This window comes from Parafrankia sp. BMG5.11 (assembly GCF_004337455.1).
In genome coordinates this window covers 1-25,104 of the sequence record NZ_SJXI01000020.1, presented here as the reverse complement: position 1 = coordinate 25,104, position 25,104 = coordinate 1, and the positions used below count along the sequence as shown (strand labels likewise).

Genomic DNA, 25,104 nt, shown 5'->3' with positions numbered 1-25,104 from the left:
TGTTCTGGTCTGACCGTGTTGCGGGTACCAGGCGGCGGCAGGCCGCCCACGAGGTCTCGAACCACGGAGGCCGCGGCCTCCTTCATCCGGTTCGGCCCGACCCGGTAACGGCGGCGCAGAGCTCTCCGGAGGCATCGGATTCCGTGGCCGCGGCGAGCTCCCCGGTAGCGCGGGGCCCCCTGGGCCCGCGGGTGGAGACGCGGCCGGAGGGGTGGCGCCTGGTGGATCGCCGCGGCCTGCTGAAGGCCGCCGGGATGGCCGCCGTCGCGGCGCCCGCCACGAGCCTGCTGGCGGCCTGCGGGGGCGGTGGCTCCGGTGGTTCCGGCGCACGCTCGGTGCGCATCGGCATGGTCAGCCCGCGCACGGGCTCGCTGCGGCTCTATTCCGAGGTCGACGCGCATGTCGTCGAGACAATGCGCACGATCTTCAAGGATGGCATCCGGGTCGGCCGGAGCACCCTGCCGGTGGAGATCTTCGTTCGGGACGGCCAGTCCGACCGCAACCGGGCCGCGGCCGCCGCGACCGACCTCATCTTCACCGACCAGGTGGATGTCGTCCTGGTCGGCGGCACCTCGGACAACGCCAACCCGGTGTCCGACGCGTGCGAGGCCAACGGCGTCCCGTGTATCTCCACCGAGGCTCCGTGGGAGTCGTGGTTCTACGGGCGCGGCGGCAACGCCCAGGCGCCGTTCTCCTGGACCTACCACTTCTACTGGGGCATGGGCGACCTGCGGGGCGCCTACACGACCATGTGGGGGCAGCTGGACGTACCCCGCGTGGTCGCCCTGCTGCTTCCCAATGACCAGGACGGCGTCACCTTCTCCAACGGCGTGTTCGGCCTGCCCGCGCTGGCCCAGGCCGGCTTCCAGATACTTTCCGACGTCCCGCCCTATTCGGTCGGTGAACGTGACTTCAGTGCACAGGTCCAGAAGATCATCGATAACGACGTGGAGATCGTCGCGGGTGTACCCAATCCGGACGACTTCGCCGTGTTCTGGCGGACGCTGAACGACCGGAACTACCTCCCGAAGGCCGTCACCATGTCGAAGGCGCTGGCCTTCGAGCGGGACGTGGAGAACCTCGGTGCGACCGCGAACGGTTTCACCACCGAGGTCAGCTGGTCGCCGAAGCACCAGTTCCGCAGCTACCTCACGAACCGCACCGCGGAGGAGCTGGCCAGCGAGTACGTCGACCAGACAGGACGGCCCTGGGCCCCGTCCCTGGGCTTCACCCACGCGCTGTACGAGGTGCTGGCCCAGGCGCTGGTGAACGTCGACTCCATCGACAACGCGCGCGGCATCGCCGACGCCATCGCCCGGGTGAAGGCGAACACGATCGTGGGCACCGTCACCTTCGGTGGGGCCCAGAACGTCCCCAAGAACGTGGGGAGCATCCCGCTGGTGGGCGGCCAGTGGCGTCAGCAGAACAACACCTTCAACCTGCGCGTCGTCGCCAACAACGGCAGCAACATCGCGCCCGACGGGCCGGTCGAGGACCTGCAGACGGTGCAGAACCGCTGATCCGAGGTACGAAACAGGGCCGGGGCCGGGGCCGGGAACGGCGGCCCCGGCCCCCGGTGGCGGAAGCGGAGGTATCCGGAGCCGGTAGCGGCGCGGGACAGTCCGGAAAAGCCAAAGGCGTGGGGGGTGCTCCGGTTTCGGAGCACCCCCCACGCCTTTCCGACCGGGAGATCCCGGAACGGCGATGCCTCAGGTCCGCGCCGCCGCGCGGGACATCGTGTGCTCGACGACGGCGATCAGCGCGCTCTTCGTGGAGTCGCGGTTACGGGCGTCGCAGGTGATGATCGGGACGGCCTGGTTGATCTGCAGGGCCTCGCGGACATCCTCGATCGAGTGGCGCAGGATCCCGTCGAAGCAGTTCACGCCGACGACGAACGGCAGCTGACGCTGCTCGAAGTAGTCGACCGCCGCGAAGCAGTCCGCCAGCCGTCGGGTGTCCGCCAGTACGATCGCGCCGATGGCACCGCGCACGATGTCGTCCCACATGAACCAGAACCGGTACTGCCCGGGCGTGCCGAACAGGTACAGGATCAGGTCCTCGTCCAGCGAGACGCGGCCGAAGTCCATGGCGACCGTCGTGGTGGTCTTGTCCACGAGGTGGGTGAGGTCGTCGACGTGCGCGCCGGCCTCGGTCATGACGGCCTCGGTGCGCAGCGGGACGATCTCGGACACGGAGCCCACGAACGTCGTCTTGCCGGCGCCGAATCCGCCCGCCACCACGATCTTCACCGAGGTCGTGGCGACGGCGGAGTTGACCCGTCTGTGGTCAGAGCTTTCGAAGGCCACTGAGAACCCTTTCGAGCAACGCGAGATCCGGTGCCTCATCGCGGTCCGGCTGCTGGTGGACGCGGACGAAGCCTTCGTCCGCCATGTCGCCTACCAGGACGCGGGCGACTCCGAGAGGCACCCTCAGACCGGCGGCGATCTCGGCGATGGATCGCACCTGCCGGCACATGGCGGCGATGGTCTGCTGCTCCAGGTTGAGGCTTAGCGCCCGCTCCTCGCCGAGCGGTGTCGTGAAAACGAGTGCCTCGATGGCGAGCTCGTAACGTGACCGAGTCCGCCCGCCGGTCATCGCATAGGGGCGGACGACCGGTCCGGGCGCGTTCTCGGGATCGATGCTCACCCTGACTCCCTGGACCTACCCATGTTCACCGCGGAAGCGTTCCCTGCAGCTCGGCTCGCAGAGCCGGTGTGAGGACGTCCTTGGCACGGGTGACGAGCAGTGCCATCTCGTAACCGACCAGTCCGATGTCGCAGGACGGTGCGGCGAGTACCGCCATGCTGGCCCCGTCGCTGATGGCCATGATGAAAAGGAATCCGAGCTCCATCTCCACGACGGTCTGGGTGACGGCGCCGGCCTCGAAGACCCGGGCGGCTCCGCCGGTGAGGCTCACCAGCCCGGAGGCCACCGCGGCGAGCTGGTCGGCGCGGTCGCGGGGGAATCCGTCCGAGACCGCCAGCAGCAGTCCGTCGGCGGAGACCACCACGGTGTGGGCGACGCCCGGAACCCGGTCGACAAAGTTATTGATCAACCAGTTGAGGTTCTGGGCTTCGGAACTCACGGGTGTCACCGTTCCTCCTGCGCGTCACGTCGGGGGTTCCTCGTGGTGTCCGTTCCGACATCACGTCCCTGCCGCACGCCCTGGTAGAAGCTGGCGAGCCGACCACCGACAACCTCTGGGGAGCGTGTCGTCGGCTCTACTGGGGGACGCCGGCTAGCCGCTGGTTCGGCGCTGCCGGGCACGAGATGGGTCATGGGAACTCGAACCGGAAGTCCGGACCGTGTGGTGCCGCCGGCGCTGGGCTGCCGGAGCTGCTCCGCGGCCTTCCAGCCGGCATCGCCGGCGGACGACCAGGAGCCCTCCGGCGACTGCCCTCCGGCGACCACAGGCTGCGGTCCTGTTTGCGGAGCCTGCCGCGGTGCCTGCGCCGCGCCGGCCGGAACCGGTGCCCCTGGGATCTGTGCCCCGGGAATCGGAGCGCCGAGACCGGGACGGCGGATCCCCCGCGCGGGGGACTCGACGACCGGTTCCCCCCGGGCCGGCGTACGCGGTATCGCGGGAGGCTGCGTGGTGCGGTGCACCGGCGCCGACGGCTGGGGCCGCTGGGGCAGTGGCGTGACCTGGTGGATGGGCTGCTGCGCGGGCGGAGCCTGCCGGGTCGCCGGCGGCTGCTGCCCGGCGCCCTGGGCCCGTACCGGGCCGCGGGTGGGTCGCTGCCCACGCCGCTCACCCTGCCCGTTCGCCGAGCCGTTCGAGGGCGCCGGCGACCTGCGCTGGAACCACGCCGAGACGGAGTCGAAGATCGGCGTGGTGTCGACGTCCTCGCCCTGCTCGGCGGCGGCCAGCTCGCCGGTGTCCTCGGCCTGAGGCTGGACGGGCCGCTCGAGGGGGCCCGTCTCCCTGGGCGTGCGGAACGCGGCGGCCAGGTTGGGGCCGGTCCGCGGGAAGGGCCCGGTCTGGTCGGGACTGGGCCGGGTGGGCGCCCGGTTGAACACCCCGCCCGGCCGGGAGAGCGCGTCCGTCTCCGGCTCGGCGTACATCGAGGTCGGGCCGGTCGGCGGGCCGACCTGCGCCGAGTACTCGTCCTGCTCCGCCTGGGTGTCGGGCAGGAGGTACCCGCCGGTGTCGGCGCGCTCCGGGTCGGGCTCGTCGCCCTCGCCGCCGCGGCCGATCGCCATCGGGTAGGTGTACGGGTGCTCCCCGGTGTGCGGGTCGACGTCGTTCTGGCCGTCCAGGCGCTGGGGCAGCGGGCCCGAGTCGAACGCCTCGAGCGCGAACTCGGCGGAGTCCTCGGGACCGGTCTGGCCCTGGGTCGGGAACGGGCCGCTCTCCTCGCGCCGGGACTGCCCCGACCCGTTGAGCATGCGCTCGTCGGGGCCGTCGCCGGGGTGGTGCCCGTTGCGGGCGGGCCCGTCCGCCTGGCCCCCGCCTCCACCGAACAGGGACACGGGGCCGCTGTCGGGGGAGCCTCCGGAGGATGGTCCCTGCCCGAAGCCCTGACCCTGCCCGAAGCCCTGACCCTGCCCGAAGCCCTGCCTCTGCCCGAAGGCCTGCCCGAGGCCCTGACCCTGGCCGAACCCGGAGCCCTGTCCGGGACCCTGGCCGAAGCCCTGCCCGAACCCGGGACCCGTCCCGGTGCCGTTGCTGCCCGGCGCCAGCGAGGATCCGCCGGCGGCGGCGGACGCGGCCGGGTCGACCGTGGGACTGAAGTTGGTGGTCGGCAGGCCACTCCCTGCGCCGTTGCGGTCGCTGCCGCGGGGCAGGGCGAGCCCGCTGGAGCCGCCGCGGGCGACGGCCTCCCGGCCACCGGGCTGGCCGCCCGGCCCTCCGCTGCCCGGCCCTCCACTGCCCGGCCCGATCGCCGCGGCCGGGCGGGGGGCGCTGGGGATCGCGCCGCCGTCGCCCGTGACCAGCTTCGCGGGCAGCCGGACGACCGCGGTGATACCGCCGGACGCCGACTCGCGGAGCTGGACGCGGATCCCGTGCCGGCCGGCCAGGCGACCGACGGCGAACAGACCCATGGTCCGGGAGACGGAGACGTCGACGATCGGCGGGTTCGCGAGCCGGTCGTTGACCCGCTCGAGCTCCTTGGCCGGCATGCCGATGCCCTGGTCCTCGATCTCGATCATCGCGCCGGCACCCGGGCCCAGCGAGTGGCTGGACACCATGACATCGGTGACCGGTGGCGAGTAGGAGGTGGCGTTCTCGAGCAGCTCGGCGATCAGGTGGACGACGTCGCTGACACCGCTGCCGGCGATGGACACCGAGGCCGCCCCGGTCTGCTTGACCCGGGTGTACTGCTCGACCTCGGAGATCGCGGCCAGGACGACCTCGTTGACCGGGACGGGGTGCGTCCAGCGGCGGGCGGTGTCGGTGCCGGCGAGGACCAGCAGGGACTCGTTGTTCCGCCGCATACGGGTGGCGAGGTGGTCGAGCTTGAACAGGTTCGCCAGCTGGTCCGGGTCCTGCTCGCGGTTCTCCAGGTCGTCGATCAGGCGGAGCTGCCGTTCGACGAGGCCCTGGCTTCGGCGGGAGAGGTTCACGAACATCGCGTTGACGTTGTTCCGCAGGACGGCCTGCTCGGACGCGAGCCGGACCGCCTCGCGGTGGACCGCGTCGAAGGCCCGCGCGACTTCGCCGATCTCCTCGTCGGAGTCGATACCGATCGGTTCGACGTCGTCCGAGATGTCCTGATCGCTGGAATCTCGCAGCCGGCGGACCGCCTCGGGCAGTCGCCGGCCGGCGACGTCGAGGGCCGCGGTCCGCAGCGCGAGCAGTGGCCGGACCAGCGAGCGGGCGACGACCACGGCGGCGAGCAGGGCGCTGGCGAGGATGACGACGATCAGCAGACCGGACAGGAGCGCGCCGCGCTGGATCTGGCCGCGCAGCTCGCCGACCCGGTCGTCGGTGATACCCAGCAGGCTGCCGGTGACCTCGGTGCCGAGGTCGATCGTCTCCTTGGTGGCACGCAGCCACTTCTCGGAGTCGATGACCTCCAGGGGCTGCCCGACGGGAGCGTTGAGGACCTGCTCCGTGTACAGAGCGGTGTTCTCGATGTCGTTGTTCTCGTCGGAGTTCAGCTTGTCCCGGTAAATGGTGAGCTCGGCGGGAGTCGCGTCTTCCTCGAACGCTCGGAGCAGTTCCACGCGCTGTGAGTAGGTGCTCAGGAACTCTCGGTAGTCCTCGGTGGTGAATGGACGCCCACTGATCGCCACTCCGTGTACCAGTGCCTGCTCCACGGCGAGTTCCTCGTTCGCCCGGACGAGATGGTCCGTGGCGGTGACGCTCGTGAGGAGTTGCTGGTCGTCGTTGCCCTGAGGGATCCGGACGACGAGATCGATCAACGAGTCGATGAGGGGTTTGTAGACCGCCCGCACCGAGCTCGGGTCCACCATCCGCACGGAGGCCTGGCGCAGCGAGTCCAGGCGGCTCAGCCGGTTGTCGGCCGCCTCCAGAGCCTCCCGGACCTCGGGGCCGAACGACTCCGCGCGCCCCTTGGTGACGTTCTGGTAGGCGGTGTAGGCGTCGTTCACCGCCGCCCGCCGGGACTCGACCGCGGGCAGCGACCCGGTGCGGGCCACGAGGCCCGTGGTGAACGTGCGCTCCTGCTGCAGGGAGTAGACCAGCGTGGACGCCGACCTGCTGATCTCGATCAGATCCCGTACCCGGTTCACGTCACGGGTGCTGGTCAGCACCGATGCCGCCTGGATCGACGAGTTGACCAGGATGGCCACGATCGGCACGGCGAGAATGGCGATCAGCTTGGTGCGCACCCGCCAGTTGGTGGGGTCGGTCACCGCATGACGAAGACTCCGACCACCGGACCGCTCGGGCCGGGGCGGCGTCGGGGGCCGGTCGTCGTGGTGGCCCTCGTCTTCCACGGACGAACCAGCCGCCGTCATCGGCGGCCGGTCTGCGGCCATGCCCGTGCTGCTGGCCATCGGTTGTCTGCGCACGTACCTTCGCAACCTCTCCGCCAGCCTCCCGGAACAGGGTCGTACCAGGATGGCTCGGTATCGGGCCCGGATGTCCCTCACAACGCACCTTAGCGGTACGTACTGAGCACCCGAAAGGCGCCCACCGTACGCCCGTTGTCGGGCTGAGGCCAGTTGTGGGCGGTTTGCGCCGAGTTAGTCACGGATGACCTCCTCGGTGAGCACTGTCGGTCGGTCTGTCCATCGTCATCAGTGACGTTCAAGGAGCCTTAACGATGGCATCTGGGGGTTCATCGCGTTCGGTGGCCCGTTCGATCGATCGAACGGTTCGTCCGATCGAACGGTTCGTCGGTTCGGCGGTCGTTCGTCAGCGGTTCGCCGCGATGGCCGAAGGCGGCCCCAATGGGGGGGCGAGTGCACGGCCATGCCGCCTGACGCTCGGGTCCACCGTCCTCCGTAGGCTTGATGGGTGAACGAGTCACCTCGCGCCAGCTATGGCTCCACCGGCGCACATCCCGGTTACGATCCGGTTCTCGTGATCGACTTCGGCGCCCAGTACGCCCAGTTGATCGCTCGGCGCGTTCGCGAGTGCCATGTGTACTCGGAGATCGTCCCGTGGGATATGCCGGTAGCCGAGATCCTGGCCCGGCGCCCGGCCGCGCTCATCCTCTCTGGCGGGCCGAAGTCCGTCTACTCCCCGGGTGCCCCCCGGGTCGACCCCGCGCTGTTCGCCGCCGGGGTGCCCGTCCTGGGCATCTGCTACGGCCACCAGGTGATGGCGCAGGCGCTGGACGGCACGGTCGCCCGCACCGGCACCGCCGAGTACGGAGCCACCCGGCTGCGGGTGGCCGACCCCGGGGTGCTCTTCGACGGCCTCCCCACCAGCCAGCAGGTCTGGATGTCGCACGGCGACTCGGTGACCGCCGCGCCCCCCGGTTTCCGGGTGACCGCGTCGACGCCGTCCACCCCGGTCGCGGCGTTCGAGGACCCCACCCGCAGGCTCTACGGCGTGCAGTTCCACCCCGAGGTCGTGCACAGCGAGCGCGGGATGGACGTCCTGCGGCACTTCCTGCTGGTCGGCGCGGGCTGCCGGCCGTCCTGGACGATGATCAACATCGTCGAGGAGGCCGTGACCGCGGTGCGGGCACAGGTCGGCAACGGCCGGCTGATCTGCGGCCTGTCCGGCGGGGTCGATTCGGCGGTGGCCGCCGCGCTGGTGCAGCGAGCCGTCGGTGACACCCTGACCTGCGTGTTCGTCGACCACGGGCTGTTGCGGGCGGGCGAGGCGGAACAGGTCGAACGCGACTTCGTCGCCTCCACCGGCGTCGACCTCGTTCACGTGAAGGCGGCGGACCGCTTCGCCTCCGCGCTGGCCGGGGTGACGGATCCGGAGCAGAAGCGGAAGATCATCGGTCGGGAGTTCATCCGCGTCTTCGAGGAGTCCGCGCGTGAGCTCGACGCCCGCGCGGAGGCGGAGGGAACGCACATCGGTTTCCTCGTCCAGGGCACTCTCTACCCGGACGTCATCGAGTCCGGCTCGCCCACCGCCGCCAAGATCAAGTCTCATCACAATGTCGGCGGGCTGCCGGACGACCTGCAGTTCGACCTGGTCGAGCCGCTGCGCACCCTGTTCAAGGACGAGGTCCGCCGGCTCGGCGAGGAGCTCGGCCTGCCCGAGGACATCGTCTGGCGCCAGCCGTTCCCGGGCCCGGGGCTGGCCGTCCGCATCATCGGTGAGGTCACCCCCGAGCGGCTCGAGATCGTCCGGGCCGCCGACGCGGTCGTCCGGGACGAGATCCGCCGGGCGGGGCTCGACCGGGAGATCTGGCAGGTCTTCGCCGTGCTGCTGGCGGACGTCCGGTCGGTCGGCGTCCAGGGCGACGAGCGGACCTACGGCTTCCCGGTGGTGCTGCGCGCGGTGACCAGCGAGGACGCGATGACCGCCGACTGGGCTCGGCTGCCCTACGACCTGCTGGAACGCATCAGCAACCGGGTCGTCAACGAGGTTGGGCAGGTCAACCGGGTCGTCTACGACATCACCTCGAAGCCGCCGGGCACGATCGAGTGGGAGTAGCCCCCCACGGGTGAGGCTGGCGCCGCGGCCGCGGCGCCGTGCCGTGCTACGGGCCGTCCGCGCTACGGGGCGGGCGGCCCGGCCGGCGTCCGTCGTCGGCCGTCCGCCAGGGCGTCAGCCGCCTGCCGGAGCGTCCGCCGGGACGTCCTACCAGGCTCTCCGTCGCCCGTCGGGGTGGCGTTGCGTGATTCGTGTCCGGGTATTGCCGTCAAATGGTGTCGGGTGCTGATTCGCCTCCTGGGGAATCGCGTCAGCCACCCGTCGGAAAGTTGCCAGTGCCTGCGCGGGGCGGGTCGTATTGCGCCCGCCGGCGGTTGTCCGCGCACGCCGGCGCCCTTCCCGTGGACCGGCCCGGCGGCATCGAGATGCGCCGCCCGTTCCGGGCGGACATGTCGCCACATCTGGCCGGACTTCGCGCTCCCGCATCTCGCCAGACGCCATTCGTCGCCGTTCCCGGCGGCACCGCGCCGGTGACTTCCCAGGCGACTTCCGTACCCGTCGAGATCTCTTGCGAGACATTCTTGTTGGCGGGTTGTGGGCCGTACGTCTTGTTTGTGGAGCAAAAAGACGGCGAATGCTGCCCGAATCGGGGCATTTAGGGTGTTCCCGTGCGCGGTTGACGGGTCGTCGGCGCCGCGCCCGTCGGTGATCTCCCCGGCGCCGCGGACCGTGGAAGCCGGGCGGCCGGTGCGCCCGCACACCTGCCGCTGCGGTGGTTCCCCGGTGGAGGGGCCGGTTTGACTACGCCCGAGCCGCGGAGCACGCTGGATGAGTGCCGCAGCACCTCATGGTGATTACGTAGGCGCGTGACCGTCCTCGAACGGGTCGCGCGCCCAGCCCTTCCGCCCTACGGCGGGGGGCTTTTTTGTTTGCCGCGGCCACAGCGAGGTGGCCGCCGAGCCACCCAGGAGATCTTCGATGACATCACCATCCGTGAGCGGGCCCTCGGCTACCGGCGCCTCGCCGTCCCGGGTGGGCGACACGGCTGACGCTGACGACACGGGAGATCGCGAGGCCGTGGCAGCTCCGGCCGTAACTCCGGTCACCCCGGCCGCCGCCCGGGTCGGAGCGCGGCCGGGGCTGCTGCGGCCAGGCAGCGCGCGCAGGGCGTCCACGCGACGTACGTTCGGCCCCCGAGCGGCCGCGTCCGGCCGGGAAGCAGGATGCCGCCCAGGCAACGGCACCCCGCTGCCGCCCGATGCCACGGTGCCGGCAGGAACGCTGGCTGCTGAGGCGCTGGCTGCAGAGGCGCTGTCGGTCGGCGCGCTGGCGGTCGACGTCGCCGACGTGGTGGCCGCCGCCGACGGGCTGCGGGGGGTCGCCCGGCGCACCCGGGTCGTGGCCGACGCCGACCTGACCCGGCTCACCGGCTCGCCGGTCTGGCTCAAGTGCGAACACGAGCAGCACACCGGTTCGTTCAAGCTGCGCGGCGCATATCACCGGATCGCGGCCGCTGGCCCGCACGCCCGCGAGCGGGGGGTCGTGGCCGCGAGCGCGGGTAACCACGCGCAGGGCGTCGCCTTCGCCGCGGCCCGGTTCGGCGTCGAAGCGACGATCTTCGTGCCGGAGAGCGCCAACCCGTCGAAGGTCGCCAGCACCCGGCGTTGGGGCGCCCGGGTCGAGTACGTCCCGGGCGGGGTCGACGCGGCGCTCGCGGCGGCGGCCGCGTTCGCGAACGAGGGCGGCCGGCTGCTGGTCCATCCCTTCGACGACGCCGCCGTCATCGCCGGGCAGGGGACGATCGGGCTGGAACTGCTCGAGCAGGTCCCGAACCTCTCCACCGTCATCGTCGGAGTTGGCGGTGGTGGTCTCCTGTGTGGCCTTGCCGTAGCGATCAAGGGCCTGCGCCCGGACGTCCGCGTCATCGGCGTCCAGTCCGCCGCCGCGCCGGCCTTCGCCACATCCTTCCGCGCCGGTCGCCGCGTCACGGTGCCCCCGGGCAGCGCCGGCACGACGGAGACGGTCGGCCAGCCGGGAACCGCCGCCGGCACCATCGCCGACGGGATGGCCGTGGCCGCGCCCGGGCGGCTCACCCTCGAGCTCGCCACCCGTCTCGTCGACGACGTCGTCACGGTCGACGAGAGTGCGTTCTGGGAGGCGATGGTCCTGCTGCGCCGGGCGGGCCAGCGGGTGGAGCCCGCGGGCGCGGCGGGTGTCGCCGCGTTGCTGCGGACCCCCCGGCTCGCGGTCGGGCCCACCGCGGTGGTGATCTCCGGCGGCAACCTTGACCCGGCCGTCGACGCCAGGGTCGCCGCACTCGCCGGCGCCGGTGCTCTCAGCGCTGCCGGTACCGGCAGCGTCGGTGCCGACCCGGCCGGCTCGGCCGCGGGCCGTCGAACGGTTGCCTGACCGCCCGCGGCGCCGACCGGCGGGCCTGTGCCCGGAGGTTGGGGCAGGCGAGACCCGGCCGCGAGGGCTCGGGCGGGGCATGGAAGTGTCGGACCCGCCCGGCAGCATGGCGTGGCGGTCGGCGTGGCCGCGGCGCCGGGTGGTTGGCCCGTCGAACGTACGATCGAGGTCTGATGAGCACTCTTTTCGACGACACCTTCGGCCCCGGGGCCCTGGTCGACGGCGGTGCCCCGGCCGGCTCCGGCGACGGCCACGAGCCGCACGGTGATCTTCCCGGTGGCGGTCGGGCGTCCCGTGGGGCCTTCGGCCCGGCGGTGCTCGAGCAGGGCGGAGCCACCCGCGCCCGGGCGCCCAGGCTCGACCCGGACGAGCTGCTCGAGGGGCTCAACCCGCAGCAGCGTGCCGCGGTGGTGCATGCCGGCTCGCCGTTGCTGGTCGTCGCGGGTGCCGGGTCCGGCAAGACCCGCGTGCTCACGCACCGGATCGCGTACCTGCTCGCGGCGCGCGGCGCGCGGCCCGGCGAGATCCTCGCGATCACCTTCACCAACAAGGCCGCCGGCGAGATGAAGGAGCGCGTCGAGGCGATCGTGGGCGGCCGCGCCCGGGCGATGTGGGTGAGCACCTTCCACTCCGCCTGCGTGCGCATCCTGCGCTCGGAGGCGAGCCGGCTTGGCTTCGGCTCCTCCTTCTCGATCTACGACGCGGCGGACGCCCAGCGCCTCATCACGCTGGTCACCAGGGATCTCGACCTCGATCCGAAGCGGCACACGGCCCGTGGGCTCGCCGCGGCGATCAGTGCGCTGAAGAACGAGCTGGTCGACTGGGAGACGGCCCGGGACAGGGCCACGAACCACATCGAGCGCACGGTCGCCGAGGTCTACGCCGCCTACCAGCAGCGCCTGACCCAGGCGAACGCGCTGGACTTCGACGACCTGATCATGACCACGGTCAACCTGCTACAGGCGTTCCCGGACGTCGCCGAGCACTACAGGCGCCGGTTCCGCCACGTCCTGGTGGACGAGTACCAGGACACCAACCACGCCCAGTACGTGCTCATCCGTGAGCTCGTGGGCCGCTCGGCGTCCTCGGCTGACGAGCCGGCTGCGGGCTCCGGCGAGGCTGTGTACTCCGGCGGTTCCGCGGAGCCCGACGGTTCCTCGGAGTACGGCGGTTCCGCTGAGCCCGACGGGGCGGGGTGGCCCGCGAAGGCGGTGCCGCCGTCGGGTGCCGTTCCGCCCGCGGAGCTGTGTGTCGTCGGTGACGCGGACCAGTCGATCTACGCCTTCCGTGGCGCGAACATCCGCAACATCGTCGAGTTCGAGCAGGACTTCCCGAACGCGGCGGTCATCCTGCTGGAGCAGAACTACCGCTCCACGCAGACGATCCTCTCCGCGGCGAACGCGGTCATCGCCCGCAACGCCCAGCGCAAGCCCAAGCGCCTGTGGTCGGACGCCGGTGACGGCGAGCGGATCGTCGGCTTCGTCGCCGACAACGAGCACGACGAGGCCGCGTTCGTCGCGGAGGAGATCGACCGCCTCGGCGACGAGAACCTGGCCAGGCCGGCGGACGTCGCCGTCTTCTACCGGACGAACGCGCAGAGCCGCGTGTTCGAGGAGATCTTCATCCGGGTCGGCCTGCCGTACCGGGTCGTCGGCGGCGTCCGGTTCTACGAGCGCCGCGAGATCCGTGATCTTCTCGCCTACCTGCGGGTGCTGGTGAACCCGACGGACACGGTGAACCTGCGGCGCATCCTGAACGTTCCGCGGCGCGGCATCGGTGACCGCGCGGAGGCGATGGTCTCGGCCTTCGCCGAGCGGGAGCGGATCGCCTTCTCCGAGGCGCTCACCCGGGTGGACGAGGTACCCGGCGTGGCGACCAGGTCGGCCCGCTCGATCCGAGATTTCGTCGCCCTCCTGGAGGGCCTGCGCGAGCAGCTGCCCGCTGGCCCGCTGGCCGTGATCGAGGCGACGCTGGAACGGACGGGCTACCTCTCGGAGCTGGTCGCGGAGGACACCATCGAGGCACAGGGCCGGGTGGAGAACCTGCGCGAACTCGTCGGGGTCGTCCAGGAGTTCACCGAGCGGCGCCCGGACGGCACCCTCGCCGAGTTCCTGGAGCAGGTGGCGCTCGTCGCCGACGCCGACCAGATACCCGACGACGACGGCTCGGACGGCGTGGTCACGCTGATGACCCTGCACAGCGCGAAGGGCCTCGAGTTCCCCGTCGTGTTCCTGACCGGGCTCGAGGACGGCGTCTTCCCGCACATGCGCACGCTTGGTGACCCGACCGGGCTGGAGGAGGAGCGCCGGCTCGCCTACGTGGGCGTCACCCGGGCCCGTGCGAGGCTGTACCTCACCAGGTCCCAGGTACGCAGCGCCTGGGGGCAGCCGGCCTACAACCCGCCGTCCCGGTTCCTGGGGGAGGTGCCGGACTCGCTCGTGGAGTGGCGGCGGCTGCCCGAGCCTGCCCCGGCCGCGGGCGGTGGGCGGTTCTCCGGCGGTGGGTCGGCGGGCGCGGGCAACGGTTCCGGTGGGTCCGGCGGGAAGCTGCCGAGCTCCCCGTTCGGGGCGAAGCCCAGCCGCCCGGCGGCGCGTCCGATCATCGAGCTGACCCCCGGCGACCGTGTCACCCACGACACGTTCGGTCTCGGTGTGGTCGTCACGACGAGCGGGGTGGGGGACTCGCGCCAGGCCAAGGTCGACTTCGGCGCCGAGACCGGCACGAAGGACCTCCTCCTGCGCTACGCCCCGGTCGAGAAGCTCTAGCCCGGAGGTCTGGCGGCGCGGCGGCGTGGGGCGTGGGGCGAGGTCAGCCCGCGTCGGCTGTCGCCGACGCCGCGGTCGGCAGGGCACCGAGGTCGTAGTCGTAGAGCCAGCCGGTCGCCCGTTCGTACATCCGCGGGAAGACGATCGGCATGATCAGGTCACGCAGCCGGGCGGCCACCGGGCCCGCGGTCTTGGCATCGCGGTTCGCGATGGCGGCCTTCACCATTTTCCCGAGCCGGTCGCCGCGCAGCCGGTCGTAGACCGCCAGCGCGTCGCTCGTAGTGGTCCGCCGGCCGAGCTCCCGCGCGAGGACGACGGCGTCCTCCAGCGCCATCGACGCGCCCTGCCCGGCGCCCACCGGATGGGCCGCGTCGCCGATCAGGACGATCCGGCCGTCATGGTGACCACGCACGAGCGGCAGGGTGTGCAGGAGCGTGCCGCCGTGCACGCGGGTCGTCGCGCGCAGGACGGCGACGGCCCGCTGAAGGAGAACCTGCTGCAGGCCCTGCTGGCCGACATGCACGGGCAGGCGGGCGAGGCGATGGCGGACGGGGCGATGCCGGGCGCGGGGGAGGAACCGGGGGATGGCACGGAGCATCCCCGCGAGCACGACCTCACCGACCGCGCGCAGATGCGTGCGCACCTGGCCGTGGCCTGGCGAGTGATGCGGGCCAACCTGCCGGTCGTGGTCGCGCTGTACGAGTCGGCCATCACCCGGGGGGTCCGGTCGGATGCCCTGTGGGAGCAGCTCGTCCAGGACACGGCCGTGCTGCGCGAGCACCTGGAGTACCTGCGGGACCGCGGCCACCGGCTGCCCGGCGAGCCGGTTCTCGTCGCCGCGGCGATGGGGGCGCTGCTGTCGACGCTGGCCTACGCCCTGCTTCCGTCGAACGAGGCCGGCTTCTCCGACGAGGAAGTCGTCGGCACGCTCACCGAGCTGTTGCTCGCCGGTGTGCGGGGCGAGTCGCCGGAGGCCGGTGACCCGAGCTAGCGGCTCGGCCTCGGCGACTCGGTCGCACCAGGCTCGGTCTCAGTAGTGGACGCCGTGACCGGCGAGCCAGGTCAGCGGGTCGACCTTCGTCCCGTACTGGCCGTTGAGGCGGACCTCGAAGTGCAGGTGCGGACCGGTGGACTTGCCGGTGTTGCCCTCCAGGCCGATCTGCTCGCCGGTGGCGACCTCCTGCCCGAGTCGCACGTCGATGCGCGACAGGTGGCCGTAGCTGGTCACCACGTTGTTCTCGTGCATGATCTGCACAAAATTGCCGTATCCCGACTCCCAGCCGGCGTAGATGACGGTGCCGCGGTGCGCCGCGTGGATCGGCGTCCCGTGCGCCGCGCCGAAGTCCACGCCGATGTGACGGTTGGCGCCGCCGAATCCCTGGGTGATCCGTGCCTCGATCGGGCGGACCCACCGGGCGGCCTCCAGCCGCTCGGTCTCGGCGGCGGTCGCCGCGGCGTGCTGGCTCAACGTGGCCGCGGCCTCGCGGGCCACGATCTGGTCGGTGACCTGCAGGTAGGCGCTCAGCCGGCGCTGGGCCTCGGCGGCCTCGCCGTCGGGGGCCCCGGCGGAGAGATCGTCCGTTCCGTCGGCGGAGATGACGTTGACCGTTCCCGGCGCGGTACCGCTCGGGCCGGCGGACGCGCCGAGCACAGTGCCGGTCGGTCGGATCTCGGGCGACGGGGAGGTCTCCGAGTGCGCCACCCCGGTACTGTTGATCATGACAAGCCCGATGGTGGACGCCACCGCGGTGGCGACACCCGTGCGCCGTAGCTGGATGGCGGTGAAACCCGATCTACCGAACGCGGACGAGTCCTGCTCGTCGGAGGATCCAGCATTCCGGCGGCGGCGTGCTCCGTGTTCGGATCTCGGGAACTGCGGTCGCATCAACACGCACTCCCATGGTCGCAAGGCATCCGCCGGACAAACCGGTCGGGGAGGGGGACCTCTAAACCGATGAGGAGGCTACACCGTGCGATTCGGACAGATACCCCTAGCTAGCCACAAAGATGTGGCACTTTCGTGGTGGTCTGTGACGGTTGGCGACCGCCGGCGGAGTCCGTGGCCAGCCTGCGGGCGATCATGTGCGCCACCCCGCTGCTGAACGGCAGGCCGTGGTGCCCCGCCCCCTCGACGACCACGTTCTCGGTCACCAGGTCGGGATGGGTGAGCGCCGCCTCGCCCGGGCGGACCACCGTGTCGAGGCCGCCGGCGACGGCGATGAAGCGGGTCCGGACGCCGGGAGCCGGCTCGACGAGCTCCCTCAGCAGCGGTGAACCGGGGCGAAGCTGGCTGACGAGCCGGTAGGAGACGGCCTTCGGAACCAGGCAGGCCAGCCGGGTGCCGTTGTGTGGCGTCGCCAGCGTGACCAGGGTCTGCACGTGGTCGCCGCCGCCGAGCCGCTGCACGTAGTAGCGGGCCACCAGGCCGCCGAGCGAGTGGGCGACGATGTGCACGCCGGTGTCGCCGTGGCGGCCGGCGACCTGCTCGACGGTCTCGGCGAGCTGCGCCGCGGCCGCCTGGACGCTCGTCGCGAACAGCGGGATGTCCACCGAGGTCACAGTCGTGAAGCCGCGGCGGCGCAGGGAGCGTTCCAGCCGGGCGAACACGGACCGGTTGTCGACGAGGCCGTGTACCAGCAGGATCGGCGTCCCGGCCGCCATCGGGTCGCCGATGAGCAGGCCGCGTTGCAATGGTGTCAGGCCGGCGAGCCGGTAGCGGTCGGCGAGTCCGTCGTCGTCGCGGCGCCGGCGCGGCAGTGCCGCGGCCGGGTAGAGCGCGGCGTGGGTGGCCAGGCAGGCGGCCTCGACCACGAGGCCCTTCACGCCGTCGAGCTGGGCGCCGCCGATTCGGGTGAACAGCCGAGTGCCGATGACCGTCCCCTTCGTGACGACCTGTCTCCCGTGGCAGGTTGGGTTAACGACGTTACAGAAAGCCACCCAATCCTGTCGACCATTTTGCCCTTCGTTGGCGAAGGCGGACATCACTGTCGCGCATCGTCAGCTCGGTCAGCACCTCGGTCACCCGGTGTGCCAGGCCGGGCGGACCGGTGTCGCGCGGCGTGAGGACGCCGTCGGCGAAACCCAGGCTGACCAGGTCCGACGGGCGCAGCCCCGCGGTGTCCGCGGCCTGCTCGACGCTGATCCGGAGCGTGGTGGCCGTGCCCTCGGGTGACAGCGCCGTGACGTAACTGTCCGGCGACATCAGGACCACATCGGTACAGCACGCCGCCAGCGCCCCACCCGAGCCGCCCTCACCGACGATCACGGAGAGCGTCGGCGACGCGCAGCCGAGCACCTCCGCCATCGCCGCGCCGATCTCGGCCGCGATGCCACCCGCCTCGGCCGCTGGCCCGCACTCCGCCCCCGGGGTGTCGACCAGCGTGACGAGTGGCAGGCCGAGCCGGCTGGCGAGGCCCGCGGCCCGCACGAGCAGCCGGTACCCGGCCGGCCCCGGCGCGCCGCCGCGTTCGACCGCCAGCGCGACCCCCACGGCGCGCGGCCCGAGCCCGCCTGCGCCGGGTTCACCGCCTGCGCTCAATTCCCCGTCGGCGCTGTGTTCCCCGTCGGTGACGGGCGTCCCGGCCAGCCGGCCGACCCGGGCGCGCACCGTGCGGTCCGGGCCGGTCAGGTCCACCCCGGCGGGGAACAGGCCGTCCAGGATGTCGCCCGCATGCCTGCGCTGGCCGGTGCGGGCGGCGAGGACCTGTTCCCACCCGCCGCGGGCCGGTGCCGGCCCACTCCCCGCCCGGCTGGCGTCGGCCCGGCTGGCGTCGGCCCGGCTGTTGTCGGCGATGCCGGCCCGGTCGCCGTCGGCGTCTGTCCTGGCGGGCCGGTCGGGTGCGCGCGCGGCGGGCAGGACACGGGCGGGAACGGCGACCGCGTCCAGCGCGCGCCGCAGCCACGAGGCGACGGCGGCTGGCGCGACGGCCGCGTCCACCAGCCCGGCGGCGTGGGCGGCCGCCGCCGTGTGGCTGGCGCCGGCCGGGGGAGCCTCGCCGGTGACCGCGGCCACCACCCGGGGCCCGGCGAACCCCACCGTCGCGCCCAGCACGGCGCACCGCAGATCGGCGCGGGAGCCCACGGTGACCCACATCCCGCCGGTGGTCGGCTGGTCCGAGACGGCGACATGGGGGAGGCCCGCCGCGGCGACCTCGGCGAGCGCGAGGGACACCCGGGCCAGCCCCACCAGCCCGGCCACGCCCTCCTGCAGCCGCGTCCCACCGCTGCGCACGAGTGACACCAGCGGAAGCCGCCCGGCGACGGCCGCGCCCGCCGCGTCCGCGAACGCGCCCGCGTCGGCCTCCCCGAAGCTGCCCCCGTTGACCGCGAAGTCCCAGACCGCGACGACGGCGTCCACGCCCTCGACCGGGCCGGTGCCCCACCACAGCGCGGGACGTCCGTCGTAGCCCGGCCAGCCGAGGCGGTTGGGCGCGCCGGCGACGGCGGGCCGGCGGATGACATCGGCCAGGACGGCGGCCCGCCAGTCCCGGGCCGTGGCGGTGGAATCGCGCTCAGCCATGCCTACAGATCCTCGCCGCGATCGGCTCCGGCAGTGCTGTGACGTGTGGGATCGCTCGTCCGCCCGCCCCCGGTCACCGTCGGCCCGCCACGGCCGGCCGGTCTGCCCGTTCCCGCCGGGGTCCTGAATCGTCCGGCGCCGGCACGCCGTCCCGCGGCCGGGGCGCCGCAGGTGGGATGCCGCGGCTGGGATGAGGCGGGCGAGGCAGGCTCGGAAATCGTCCTGGACGCCGGCAGGGTGCGGTTACGTTGTCGCCCGCTGTCGCTGACCCGTCGGCCGTGCGTCATAAGGTGCGGAATAGTCTTGTGTGCTCTGTTCGTGGAGCGGTCACACGGCGCCCGGCCGGCCGAGGGGAGTCATGCTCACACCGCTGACGGACGACGACCCGAGGCAGGTCGGCCGGTACCGGCTCCACAACCGGATCGGTGCCGGCGGGATGGGCACCGTCTACCTCGGCTTCACCCCTGGCTCCGAACCGGTCGCGGTGAAGGTGGCCGCCGCCGAGCTGTCCGAGGACGACGAGTTCCGGTCCCGCTTCGAGCGCGAGGTCCGGGCCGCGCTGCGGGTCCGGGGCGGTGCCGTGGCCAGCGTGCTGGACGCGGACACGAGCGCCGCCCAGCCGTGGATGGTGACCGAGTACGTCGAGGGCGTCAGCCTGGCCGACGCCGTCCGCCGCCGGGGGCGGCTGGAGGCGCACCTCGTGCGCGGGCTGGCTGTCGGCCTCGCCGACGCGCTGGTCGCGATCCACGCGGCGGGCGTCGTCCACCGCGACCTGAAGCCGTCGAACATCCTGCTCGCCTGGGACGGCCCCAAGGTCATCGACTTCGGCATCGCGCAGCTCACCGACAGCGCCACCCTGACCAGGACCGGTCATGTCATCGGCACCCTGGCGTGGATGGCGCCGGAGCAGATGCGCGGCGAACCGGCCGGCACCGCGGCGGACGTCTTCGCCTGGGCGAGCTGCGTCACCTACGCCACGACCGGTCGCCACCCGTTCCACGCCGACGCCCCCGACCTGCTGGCGCAGCGCGTCCAGCGCGACGAGCCCGACCTCGACGCGGTTCCGCCCTACCTGCGCGGCCTGGTCGGCCAGGCGCTGGCCAAGGCACCGCGCGAGCGACCGGGGGCGTCCGGTCTGCTGGCCGCGCTCGTCGGGCATGAGGTACACGGCGTCACCGACGCCGACGCGGCCGCGGGGTCCGTCCTCGAGCAGACCTGGACGGGGCCGTCGCCGGCGTTCGGCACGCCGCCGGCCGTGGCCGCGCGCCCTCCCGCCCGGCCGGCTTCGAGTGGGCCGTCGCGTTCCAGCCCGTCCGGATGGGCCAACTCGCCGGGGGCCGCCTGGCTGCCGGGGGTCTCTCCGGCGCCGGGACCGCCCGCGGCGCCCACCCCGTCGTCGACGCCCGGGTCGTCGTCGGCACCGGGGCCGTCGTTGCCGTCGCCACCCACCGCGTCGGGCCCGCTGGGTCCACCGCCGCCGGCCTCGGCGTTCCGCGCGACCTCCGGTCCCGGTCTCGCGCGGCGCGGCCCGGGCGGCCCCGGCGGCGAATCCACGTACCGCCCGGCTGACCCGATGCCGCCGGCCGCTCCGCCCGACCCGCGATCGTGGCCGGCGCGGGGAGCGGCGGCGTCCGGGCGGCCGGCGGCCGGCGCTGATCCGGCGCAGCCGCCCTACCAGCCCGGACGTACCTCCGCGGGGCCGGCGCCGTTCCCGGTACCGAGCGGGTACGCCCAGGCGCGGCCGGGCGGGCCCGTCGCGCCCGCGGCCGTGCCGGAGGCGCCCGCCGGGTACCCGCCGCCCGTCGGGCCGGCCGGGCACCACGGGCCGGCGGGACAGGCGGGACAGGCGGGACAGGCGGCCCGGCCGCCGGCCCCCGGCGGCCGCGCGTCGCCCGCCCGCCGCGCCGGTCAGGGCCCTGGGCCCTTCGAGCGGTGGAACACCTGCGCGCTGCTGTCGCTGGCCCTGGGCATCCTGTGGATCTTTGGCCTCGGCAGCGTCGCGGCGGTGGCGCTGGGCCATGTCGGGCGGCTGCAGATCCGCCGCCGGGGCCAGCGGGGCTCGCTCGCCGCGACGGTGGGCATCGGCCTGGGGTGGCTCGGCATCGCCACGAGCGCGGTGATCGCGGCCCTGGTGCGGCTCATTCTCTGAGGAACTTCTCTGCGGAGCGGAAGGGCTCTCGCGGCGCGTATCTCCTCCGTGAGCTGATCAGTGTTCCCCATGGTTGTGTGAGATCGGACATATCCGAGTGTGCCGTCGCGGTGGGAAACCGAGGCCGGTGCGCCCGCGCGCGGGCCTGGTAACGGTCCGCCACGGGGCGTGTTGCCCCGCGGTGTCCCTGCGGTTGCCGGTCTCGCGGGCTGTCCCGGACACGAAATGAAGCGAAACCCGCACTCCTGACGAGGGTTCCGCGCGAAGTGCCGCTGGCACGAAAGCGCGCCGGCCGGCCCGGCGGACGGGTGCGCGGCGGGGGTGCGGGGCCGGGCGGTGCCCGTGGAGGAGGTGACGGGGATCAACTCTGGGTCACCGGCCGGCGCCGAGCGTCCCAACGGCCTCGTCAGTAGGCTCGCAGGCGTTCTGTGCATCCCCTGACCGACCGCATCCGACTGGACGGACCGTGGATCTCTTCGAATACCAGGCGAAGAAGCTTTTCGCCGAACATGGCGTACCGGTACCCACCGGGAAGATTGCCACAACCCCCCAACAGGCACGTGAGATCGCGACCGAGCTCGGCGGCAAGGTGGTCGTCAAGGCTCAGGTCAAGGCCGGAGGCCGAGGCAAGGCCGGCGGTGTGAAGGTCGCCGACGGGCCCGACGACGCGTTCGAGAAGGCGTCGGCGATCCTGGGGATGGACATCAAGGGCCACACGGTCCACTCCGTCCTCGTCGAGCAGGCCAGCAACATCGCGGAGGAGTACTACGCCTCCTTCCTGCTCGACCGGGCGAACCGCACGTTCCTCGCCATGGCCTCCCGTGAGGGCGGCATGGAGATCGAGGAGGTCGCGGCCACCAACCCGGAGGCGCTCGCGCGCATCCACATCGACCCGCTGACCGGCGTGGACGCGGCCAAGGCCCGCGAGATCGCCGTCGCCGCCAAGCTGCCCGAGGCCGCCCTCGAGGGTGCGTCCGTGCTGCTGGTGAAGCTGTGGGAGGTGTTCGTCAAGGCCGACGCCACGCTGGTCGAGGTGAACCCGCTCATCCTGACCGGCGACGGCAAGGTCATCGCGCTCGACGGCAAGGTGACCCTGGACGAGAACGCGGATTTCCGGCACCCGGAGAACGCCGAGCTCGTCGACGTCGCCGCGGTCGACCCGCTGGAGCAGAAGGCCAAGGAGAAGGGCCTCAACTACGTCAAGCTCGAGGGCCAGGTCGGGATCATCGGCAACGGTGCCGGCCTCGTCATGTCGACGCTGGACGTCGTGACCTACGCCGGTGAGGAGTTCGGTGGCCAGCGGCCGGCGAACTTCCTCGACATCGGCGGTGGCGCCTCGGCCGAGGTGATGGCGAACGGCCTGTCGATCATCCTGAGCGACCCGTCCGTGAAGAGCGTCTTCGTCAACATCTTCGGCGGGATCACGGCCTGTGACGCCGTCGCGAACGGCATCGTCCAGGCGCTCGCCATCGTCGGGGACGTCAGCACCCCGCTGGTGGTGCGTCTCGACGGCAACAACGCCGAGGAGGGCCGCCGGATCCTGAAGGAGGCCAACCTCCCGGTGGTCAAGCCGGTGGACACGATGGACGGCGCAGCGAAGCTCGCCGCCGAGCTCGCCGCGGCCGCGGCCTGACCTGGGTCGGAGGACACAACCGATGGCTATCTGGCTTGACGAGAACAGCCGCGTGGTGGTGCAGGGCATCACCGGTGGCGAGGGCAGCAAGCACACCCGGCGGATGCTGGCGGCGGGCACCAAGGTCGTCGCCGGCGTGAACGCGCGCAAGGTCGGCCAGCAGGTCGAGGGGGTCCCGGTCTTCGGCTCGGTGGCCGACGCCATGGCCGAGACCGGCGCCAACGTCTCGGTGATCTTTGTTCCGCCGAGGTTCACCAAGGATGCCGCGATCGAGGCGGTCGACGCCGCGATCCCGCTCGCCGTCGTCATCACCGAGGGCGTGCCGGTGCACGACACGACCGAGTTCTTCGCCTACTCGCAGTCCAAGGGCACGACCCGGATCATCGGGCCGAACTGCCCCGGAATCGCCAGCCCGGGCGTCTCCAACGCCGGCATCATCCCCGCCGACATCACGCCGGGCGGGCGGATCGGCCTGGTCAGCAAGAGCGGCACGCTGACCTACCAGATGATGTACGAGCTGCGTGAGTTCGGTTTCTCCACCTGCGTCGGCATCGGCGGTGACCCGGTCATCGGGACCACGCACATCGACGCCCTCGACGCGTTCCAGGCCGACCCGGGCACCGACGCGATCGTCATGATCGGTGAGATCGGCGGTGACGCGGAGGAGCGTGCCGCGGCCCACATCGACGCGCACGTGACGAAGCCCGTCGTGGGTTACGTCGCCGGGTTCACCGCCCCGGAAGGCAAGACCATGGGCCACGCCGGCGCGATCGTCTCGGGCTCCTCGGGTACCGCGCAGGCCAAGAAGGAGGCCCTCGAGAAGGCCGGTGTGCGTGTCGGCAAGACCCCAACCGAAACGGCGCGACTGATGGCTGACATCATGCGTTCGTTGTAGCTCTGTTCGCGGGGGGTCTTCCTCTGACCTGGGGGAAGGCCCCCGCGTCGGGCGGTCCAGGGGTTCTTTGGGTCGTTGGGGCGGGGACGCGGACGCGAACGCTTTCCGTCTTGCGGCGTTGCTGTAAGACTCCTGATGTGGTCAGGGTGGGCTGTGGGACGATGGTCGGCCCACCCGACCGACCGACCTGACGAAGTGGGGATTGTTGTCGTGGTACAGATTGGTGGTCGTAACGTCGCGACCAACGACGTCGGGATCATGGCCGCCGGCGCCGTAGCGTTCATCTTCAGCTTCCTGGCGTGGTTCTCGCTCAAGGGCGACTTCTTCGGCTCGTCCTATTCCGACAGCGCGAGCGCGTGGAACACCGACGTCGGTGGCTGGTTCTGGGGATGGCTCGCCATCCTCCTCCTCCTCGCGGTCGCGGGGCTGACCGCGGCCCTCACGTTCGTCGCCAATCTCCGCCTCCCGACGCTCCCGGTCCCGCTCCCGCTGGTCCTGGCCGGTGCCTCCGGGCTCGCCGTGCTGCTGATTCTGATCCGTTGGATCGCCTACCCCAAGATTCCTGAAGGCTTTGAGGGCGGCGCTTCGTACGGCCTGTTCATCGGGCTGATCGCGGCCATCGCGCAGACGGTGTTCGGGGTACTGAACATCCGTTCCGGTTCTGGTGTCACGGGCCAGCCGCCGCAGCCCGGTGGCTGGCCGGGCCAGGGCCAGCCACCGTACGGCCAGCCGCCCGCCGGGTACGGCCAGCCGCCCGCCGGGTACGGCCAGCCCTACGGCCAGCAGCCGCCCGCCGGGTACGGCCAGCAGCCGCCGGCCGGTTACGGGCAGCAGCCGCCGGCCGGTGGTTACGGGCAGCAGCCGCCCACGGGCGGGTACGGCCAGCCGCCGCAGGGCGGTTATGGCCAGCAGCAGGGCGGCTATGGTCAGCAGCCCGGTTACGGACAGCAGCCGCCGGCCGGTGGTTACGGCCAGCAGCCGCCCACGGGCGGGTACGGCCAGCCGCCCACGGGCGGGTACGGCCAGCCGCCGCAGGGCGGTTACGGCCAGCCGCCGTCGGATCGCTAGATCCCCTCACCGGACGACGTCCGGTGACGGAGGGAGAGAGCCAGTGGCGCCACCCGCTGGCCGGTTCGCCGGCCGCCCGGTCACGTACGGGCTTGCGGCTGGTGGCGCGCTGGTCCTCATCTCCGGGTTCCGCCCCTGGTTCGCCCCGGCGGACGCCGCCTACGGGACGTCGTCCGCCGGCTGGGACGCCGGTCCGGCCGGGCGCCTCGCGCTGGTCCTCGGCCTGCTGCTGACCGCCGGCGTTCTCCTTCCCCTGATCATCCGACGTCTCCCGGTTTTGTCTCGTGCCGAGGACCGGATGCTCGGCTGGGCCCACCGCCGTCACCACGACGTACGCGGATGGGCCACGGCGCGACTCGCGCGCGCGCCGCGCGGTTCCGATGGCGCCGACGGATTCGGCGGCCTCGCGGCCCGGGTGGCGCTGCGGGTCGCCGACACGCCGCCCGCCCGGCTGACCGCCGCCGTCGCCGTTGCCGTCGCCGGCGCGGCCGTGATGGCGATCCTGATCGGGTGGATGACGGCGCCGGCCATGGCCGATCCCGTCCTGCCGGCCGGCGGCCATCCGGCGATGCCCGGTGTGGCCCGGGACGGGCTGTTCGCCGGGCTCGCGGGCACGACGGTCGAACTCGTCGCCTGTGCGTGGGCGCTGCGCCGCGCGCGGGCCGAGGGTTAGGGTCTGTTCCAAGTTCGGA

The 25,104-nt window shown here is 72.4% G+C and carries 18 protein-coding genes; 10 read left to right on the top strand and 8 right to left on the bottom strand.

The window, feature by feature from the left end:
• The first annotated feature begins 221 nt into the window (after window positions 1–221).
• Window positions 222–1,520, top strand: coding sequence for an ABC transporter substrate-binding protein (locus tag E0504_RS15970; protein WP_235014023.1), 1,299 nt, complete (start codon window positions 222–224; stop codon window positions 1,518–1,520).
• A 189-nt stretch (window positions 1,521–1,709) separates the two neighbouring features.
• Here the strand turns inward: E0504_RS15970 and E0504_RS15965 are convergent, their stop codons facing one another.
• Genes E0504_RS15965 through E0504_RS15950 form a run of 4 tightly spaced genes read right to left on the bottom strand, consistent with a single transcriptional unit; the run spans window position 1,710 to window position 6,966 of the window.
• Window positions 1,710–2,306, bottom strand: a complete 597-nt coding sequence (locus E0504_RS15965; protein ID WP_020463435.1) for an ATP/GTP-binding protein — start codon at window positions 2,304–2,306, stop codon at window positions 1,710–1,712.
• A complete protein-coding gene (locus tag E0504_RS15960; protein ID WP_006541596.1) occupies window positions 2,287–2,646 on the bottom strand; it encodes a DUF742 domain-containing protein in 360 nt (119 codons plus the stop codon). Before E0504_RS15960 ends, E0504_RS15965 begins: the two co-directional genes overlap by 20 nt.
• Before the next feature lie 25 nt (window positions 2,647–2,671).
• The gene (locus tag E0504_RS15955) at window positions 2,672–3,094 is read right to left on the bottom strand and encodes a roadblock/LC7 domain-containing protein (RefSeq protein ID WP_020463433.1); all 423 of its coding nucleotides are present in this window, start codon (window positions 3,092–3,094) and stop codon (window positions 2,672–2,674) included.
• On the bottom strand, window positions 3,091–6,966 hold the full coding sequence (locus E0504_RS15950; protein ID WP_165938531.1) for a nitrate- and nitrite sensing domain-containing protein: 3,876 nt from the start codon (window positions 6,964–6,966) through the stop codon (window positions 3,091–3,093). The genes E0504_RS15955 and E0504_RS15950 overlap by 4 nt, the downstream gene beginning before the upstream one ends.
• Before the next feature lie 463 nt (window positions 6,967–7,429).
• On the opposite strand from E0504_RS15950, the gene guaA reads away from it, so the two are divergent.
• The 3 genes from guaA (at window position 7,430) to pcrA (ending at window position 14,148) form a co-directional block, all read left to right on the top strand.
• Window positions 7,430–9,034 (top strand): glutamine-hydrolyzing GMP synthase, encoded by a 1,605-nt coding sequence (guaA, locus tag E0504_RS15945; RefSeq protein ID WP_071066107.1) that lies wholly within the window; start codon window positions 7,430–7,432, stop codon window positions 9,032–9,034.
• A 918-nt stretch (window positions 9,035–9,952) separates the two neighbouring features.
• Entirely contained in the window at window positions 9,953–11,383 is a 1,431-nt protein-coding gene (locus E0504_RS15940; RefSeq protein WP_112106537.1) for a pyridoxal-phosphate dependent enzyme, read from the top strand.
• A 173-nt stretch (window positions 11,384–11,556) separates the two neighbouring features.
• Window positions 11,557–14,148, top strand: coding sequence for a DNA helicase PcrA (gene pcrA / locus E0504_RS15935; protein WP_112106538.1), 2,592 nt, complete (start codon window positions 11,557–11,559; stop codon window positions 14,146–14,148).
• Window positions 14,149–14,191: 43 nt separating this feature from the next.
• On the opposite strand, the gene E0504_RS15930 is transcribed toward pcrA, so the two are convergent.
• Window positions 14,192–14,596: an FAD-dependent monooxygenase gene (locus E0504_RS15930; protein WP_304598624.1), complete on the bottom strand. Its 405-nt coding sequence runs from the start codon at window positions 14,594–14,596 to the stop codon at window positions 14,192–14,194.
• Between E0504_RS15930 and E0504_RS15925 the strand changes: the two genes are divergently transcribed.
• Window positions 14,591–15,139, top strand: coding sequence for a TetR/AcrR family transcriptional regulator (locus tag E0504_RS15925; protein WP_200835300.1), 549 nt, complete (start codon window positions 14,591–14,593; stop codon window positions 15,137–15,139). The genes E0504_RS15930 and E0504_RS15925 overlap by 6 nt on opposite strands.
• Window positions 15,140–15,178: 39 nt before the next feature.
• Here the strand turns inward: E0504_RS15925 and E0504_RS15920 are convergent, their stop codons facing one another.
• The 3 genes from E0504_RS15920 to E0504_RS15910 all read right to left on the bottom strand — a co-directional run bounded on the left by E0504_RS15920 (window position 15,179) and on the right by E0504_RS15910 (window position 18,667).
• Window positions 15,179–16,033, bottom strand: coding sequence for a M23 family metallopeptidase (locus E0504_RS15920; RefSeq protein ID WP_235014025.1), 855 nt, complete (start codon window positions 16,031–16,033; stop codon window positions 15,179–15,181).
• Between the two features lie 110 nt (window positions 16,034–16,143).
• Window positions 16,144–17,085, bottom strand: a complete 942-nt coding sequence (locus E0504_RS15915) for an alpha/beta fold hydrolase (protein ID WP_071066103.1) — start codon at window positions 17,083–17,085, stop codon at window positions 16,144–16,146.
• Window positions 17,072–18,667, bottom strand: coding sequence for a carboxyl transferase domain-containing protein (locus E0504_RS15910; RefSeq protein WP_131625056.1), 1,596 nt, complete (start codon window positions 18,665–18,667; stop codon window positions 17,072–17,074). The genes E0504_RS15915 and E0504_RS15910 overlap by 14 nt, the downstream gene beginning before the upstream one ends.
• 358 nt (window positions 18,668–19,025) lie before the next feature.
• Between E0504_RS15910 and E0504_RS15905 the strand changes: the two genes are divergently transcribed.
• From E0504_RS15905 to E0504_RS15885, 5 genes are all read left to right on the top strand, one after another.
• A complete protein-coding gene (locus tag E0504_RS15905; protein WP_131625055.1) occupies window positions 19,026–20,816 on the top strand; it encodes a protein kinase in 1,791 nt (596 codons plus the stop codon).
• A 466-nt stretch (window positions 20,817–21,282) separates the two neighbouring features.
• The gene (sucC, locus tag E0504_RS15900) at window positions 21,283–22,449 is read left to right on the top strand and encodes an ADP-forming succinate--CoA ligase subunit beta (RefSeq protein ID WP_071066100.1); all 1,167 of its coding nucleotides are present in this window, start codon (window positions 21,283–21,285) and stop codon (window positions 22,447–22,449) included.
• Window positions 22,450–22,471: 22 nt separating this feature from the next.
• Complete coding sequence (gene sucD / locus E0504_RS15895) at window positions 22,472–23,344, top strand: succinate--CoA ligase subunit alpha (protein WP_020463421.1); 873 nt, start codon at window positions 22,472–22,474, stop codon at window positions 23,342–23,344.
• A gap of 210 nt (window positions 23,345–23,554) precedes the next feature.
• Window positions 23,555–24,412 carry a hypothetical protein gene (locus E0504_RS15890; RefSeq protein WP_165938530.1) on the top strand — a complete coding sequence of 286 codons (858 nt, stop codon included), beginning with the start codon at window positions 23,555–23,557 and terminating at the stop codon, window positions 24,410–24,412.
• A 43-nt stretch (window positions 24,413–24,455) separates the two neighbouring features.
• On the top strand, window positions 24,456–25,085 hold the full coding sequence (locus E0504_RS15885; protein ID WP_112106542.1) for a hypothetical protein: 630 nt from the start codon (window positions 24,456–24,458) through the stop codon (window positions 25,083–25,085).
• The last annotated feature ends 19 nt before the right edge of the window (window positions 25,086–25,104 follow it).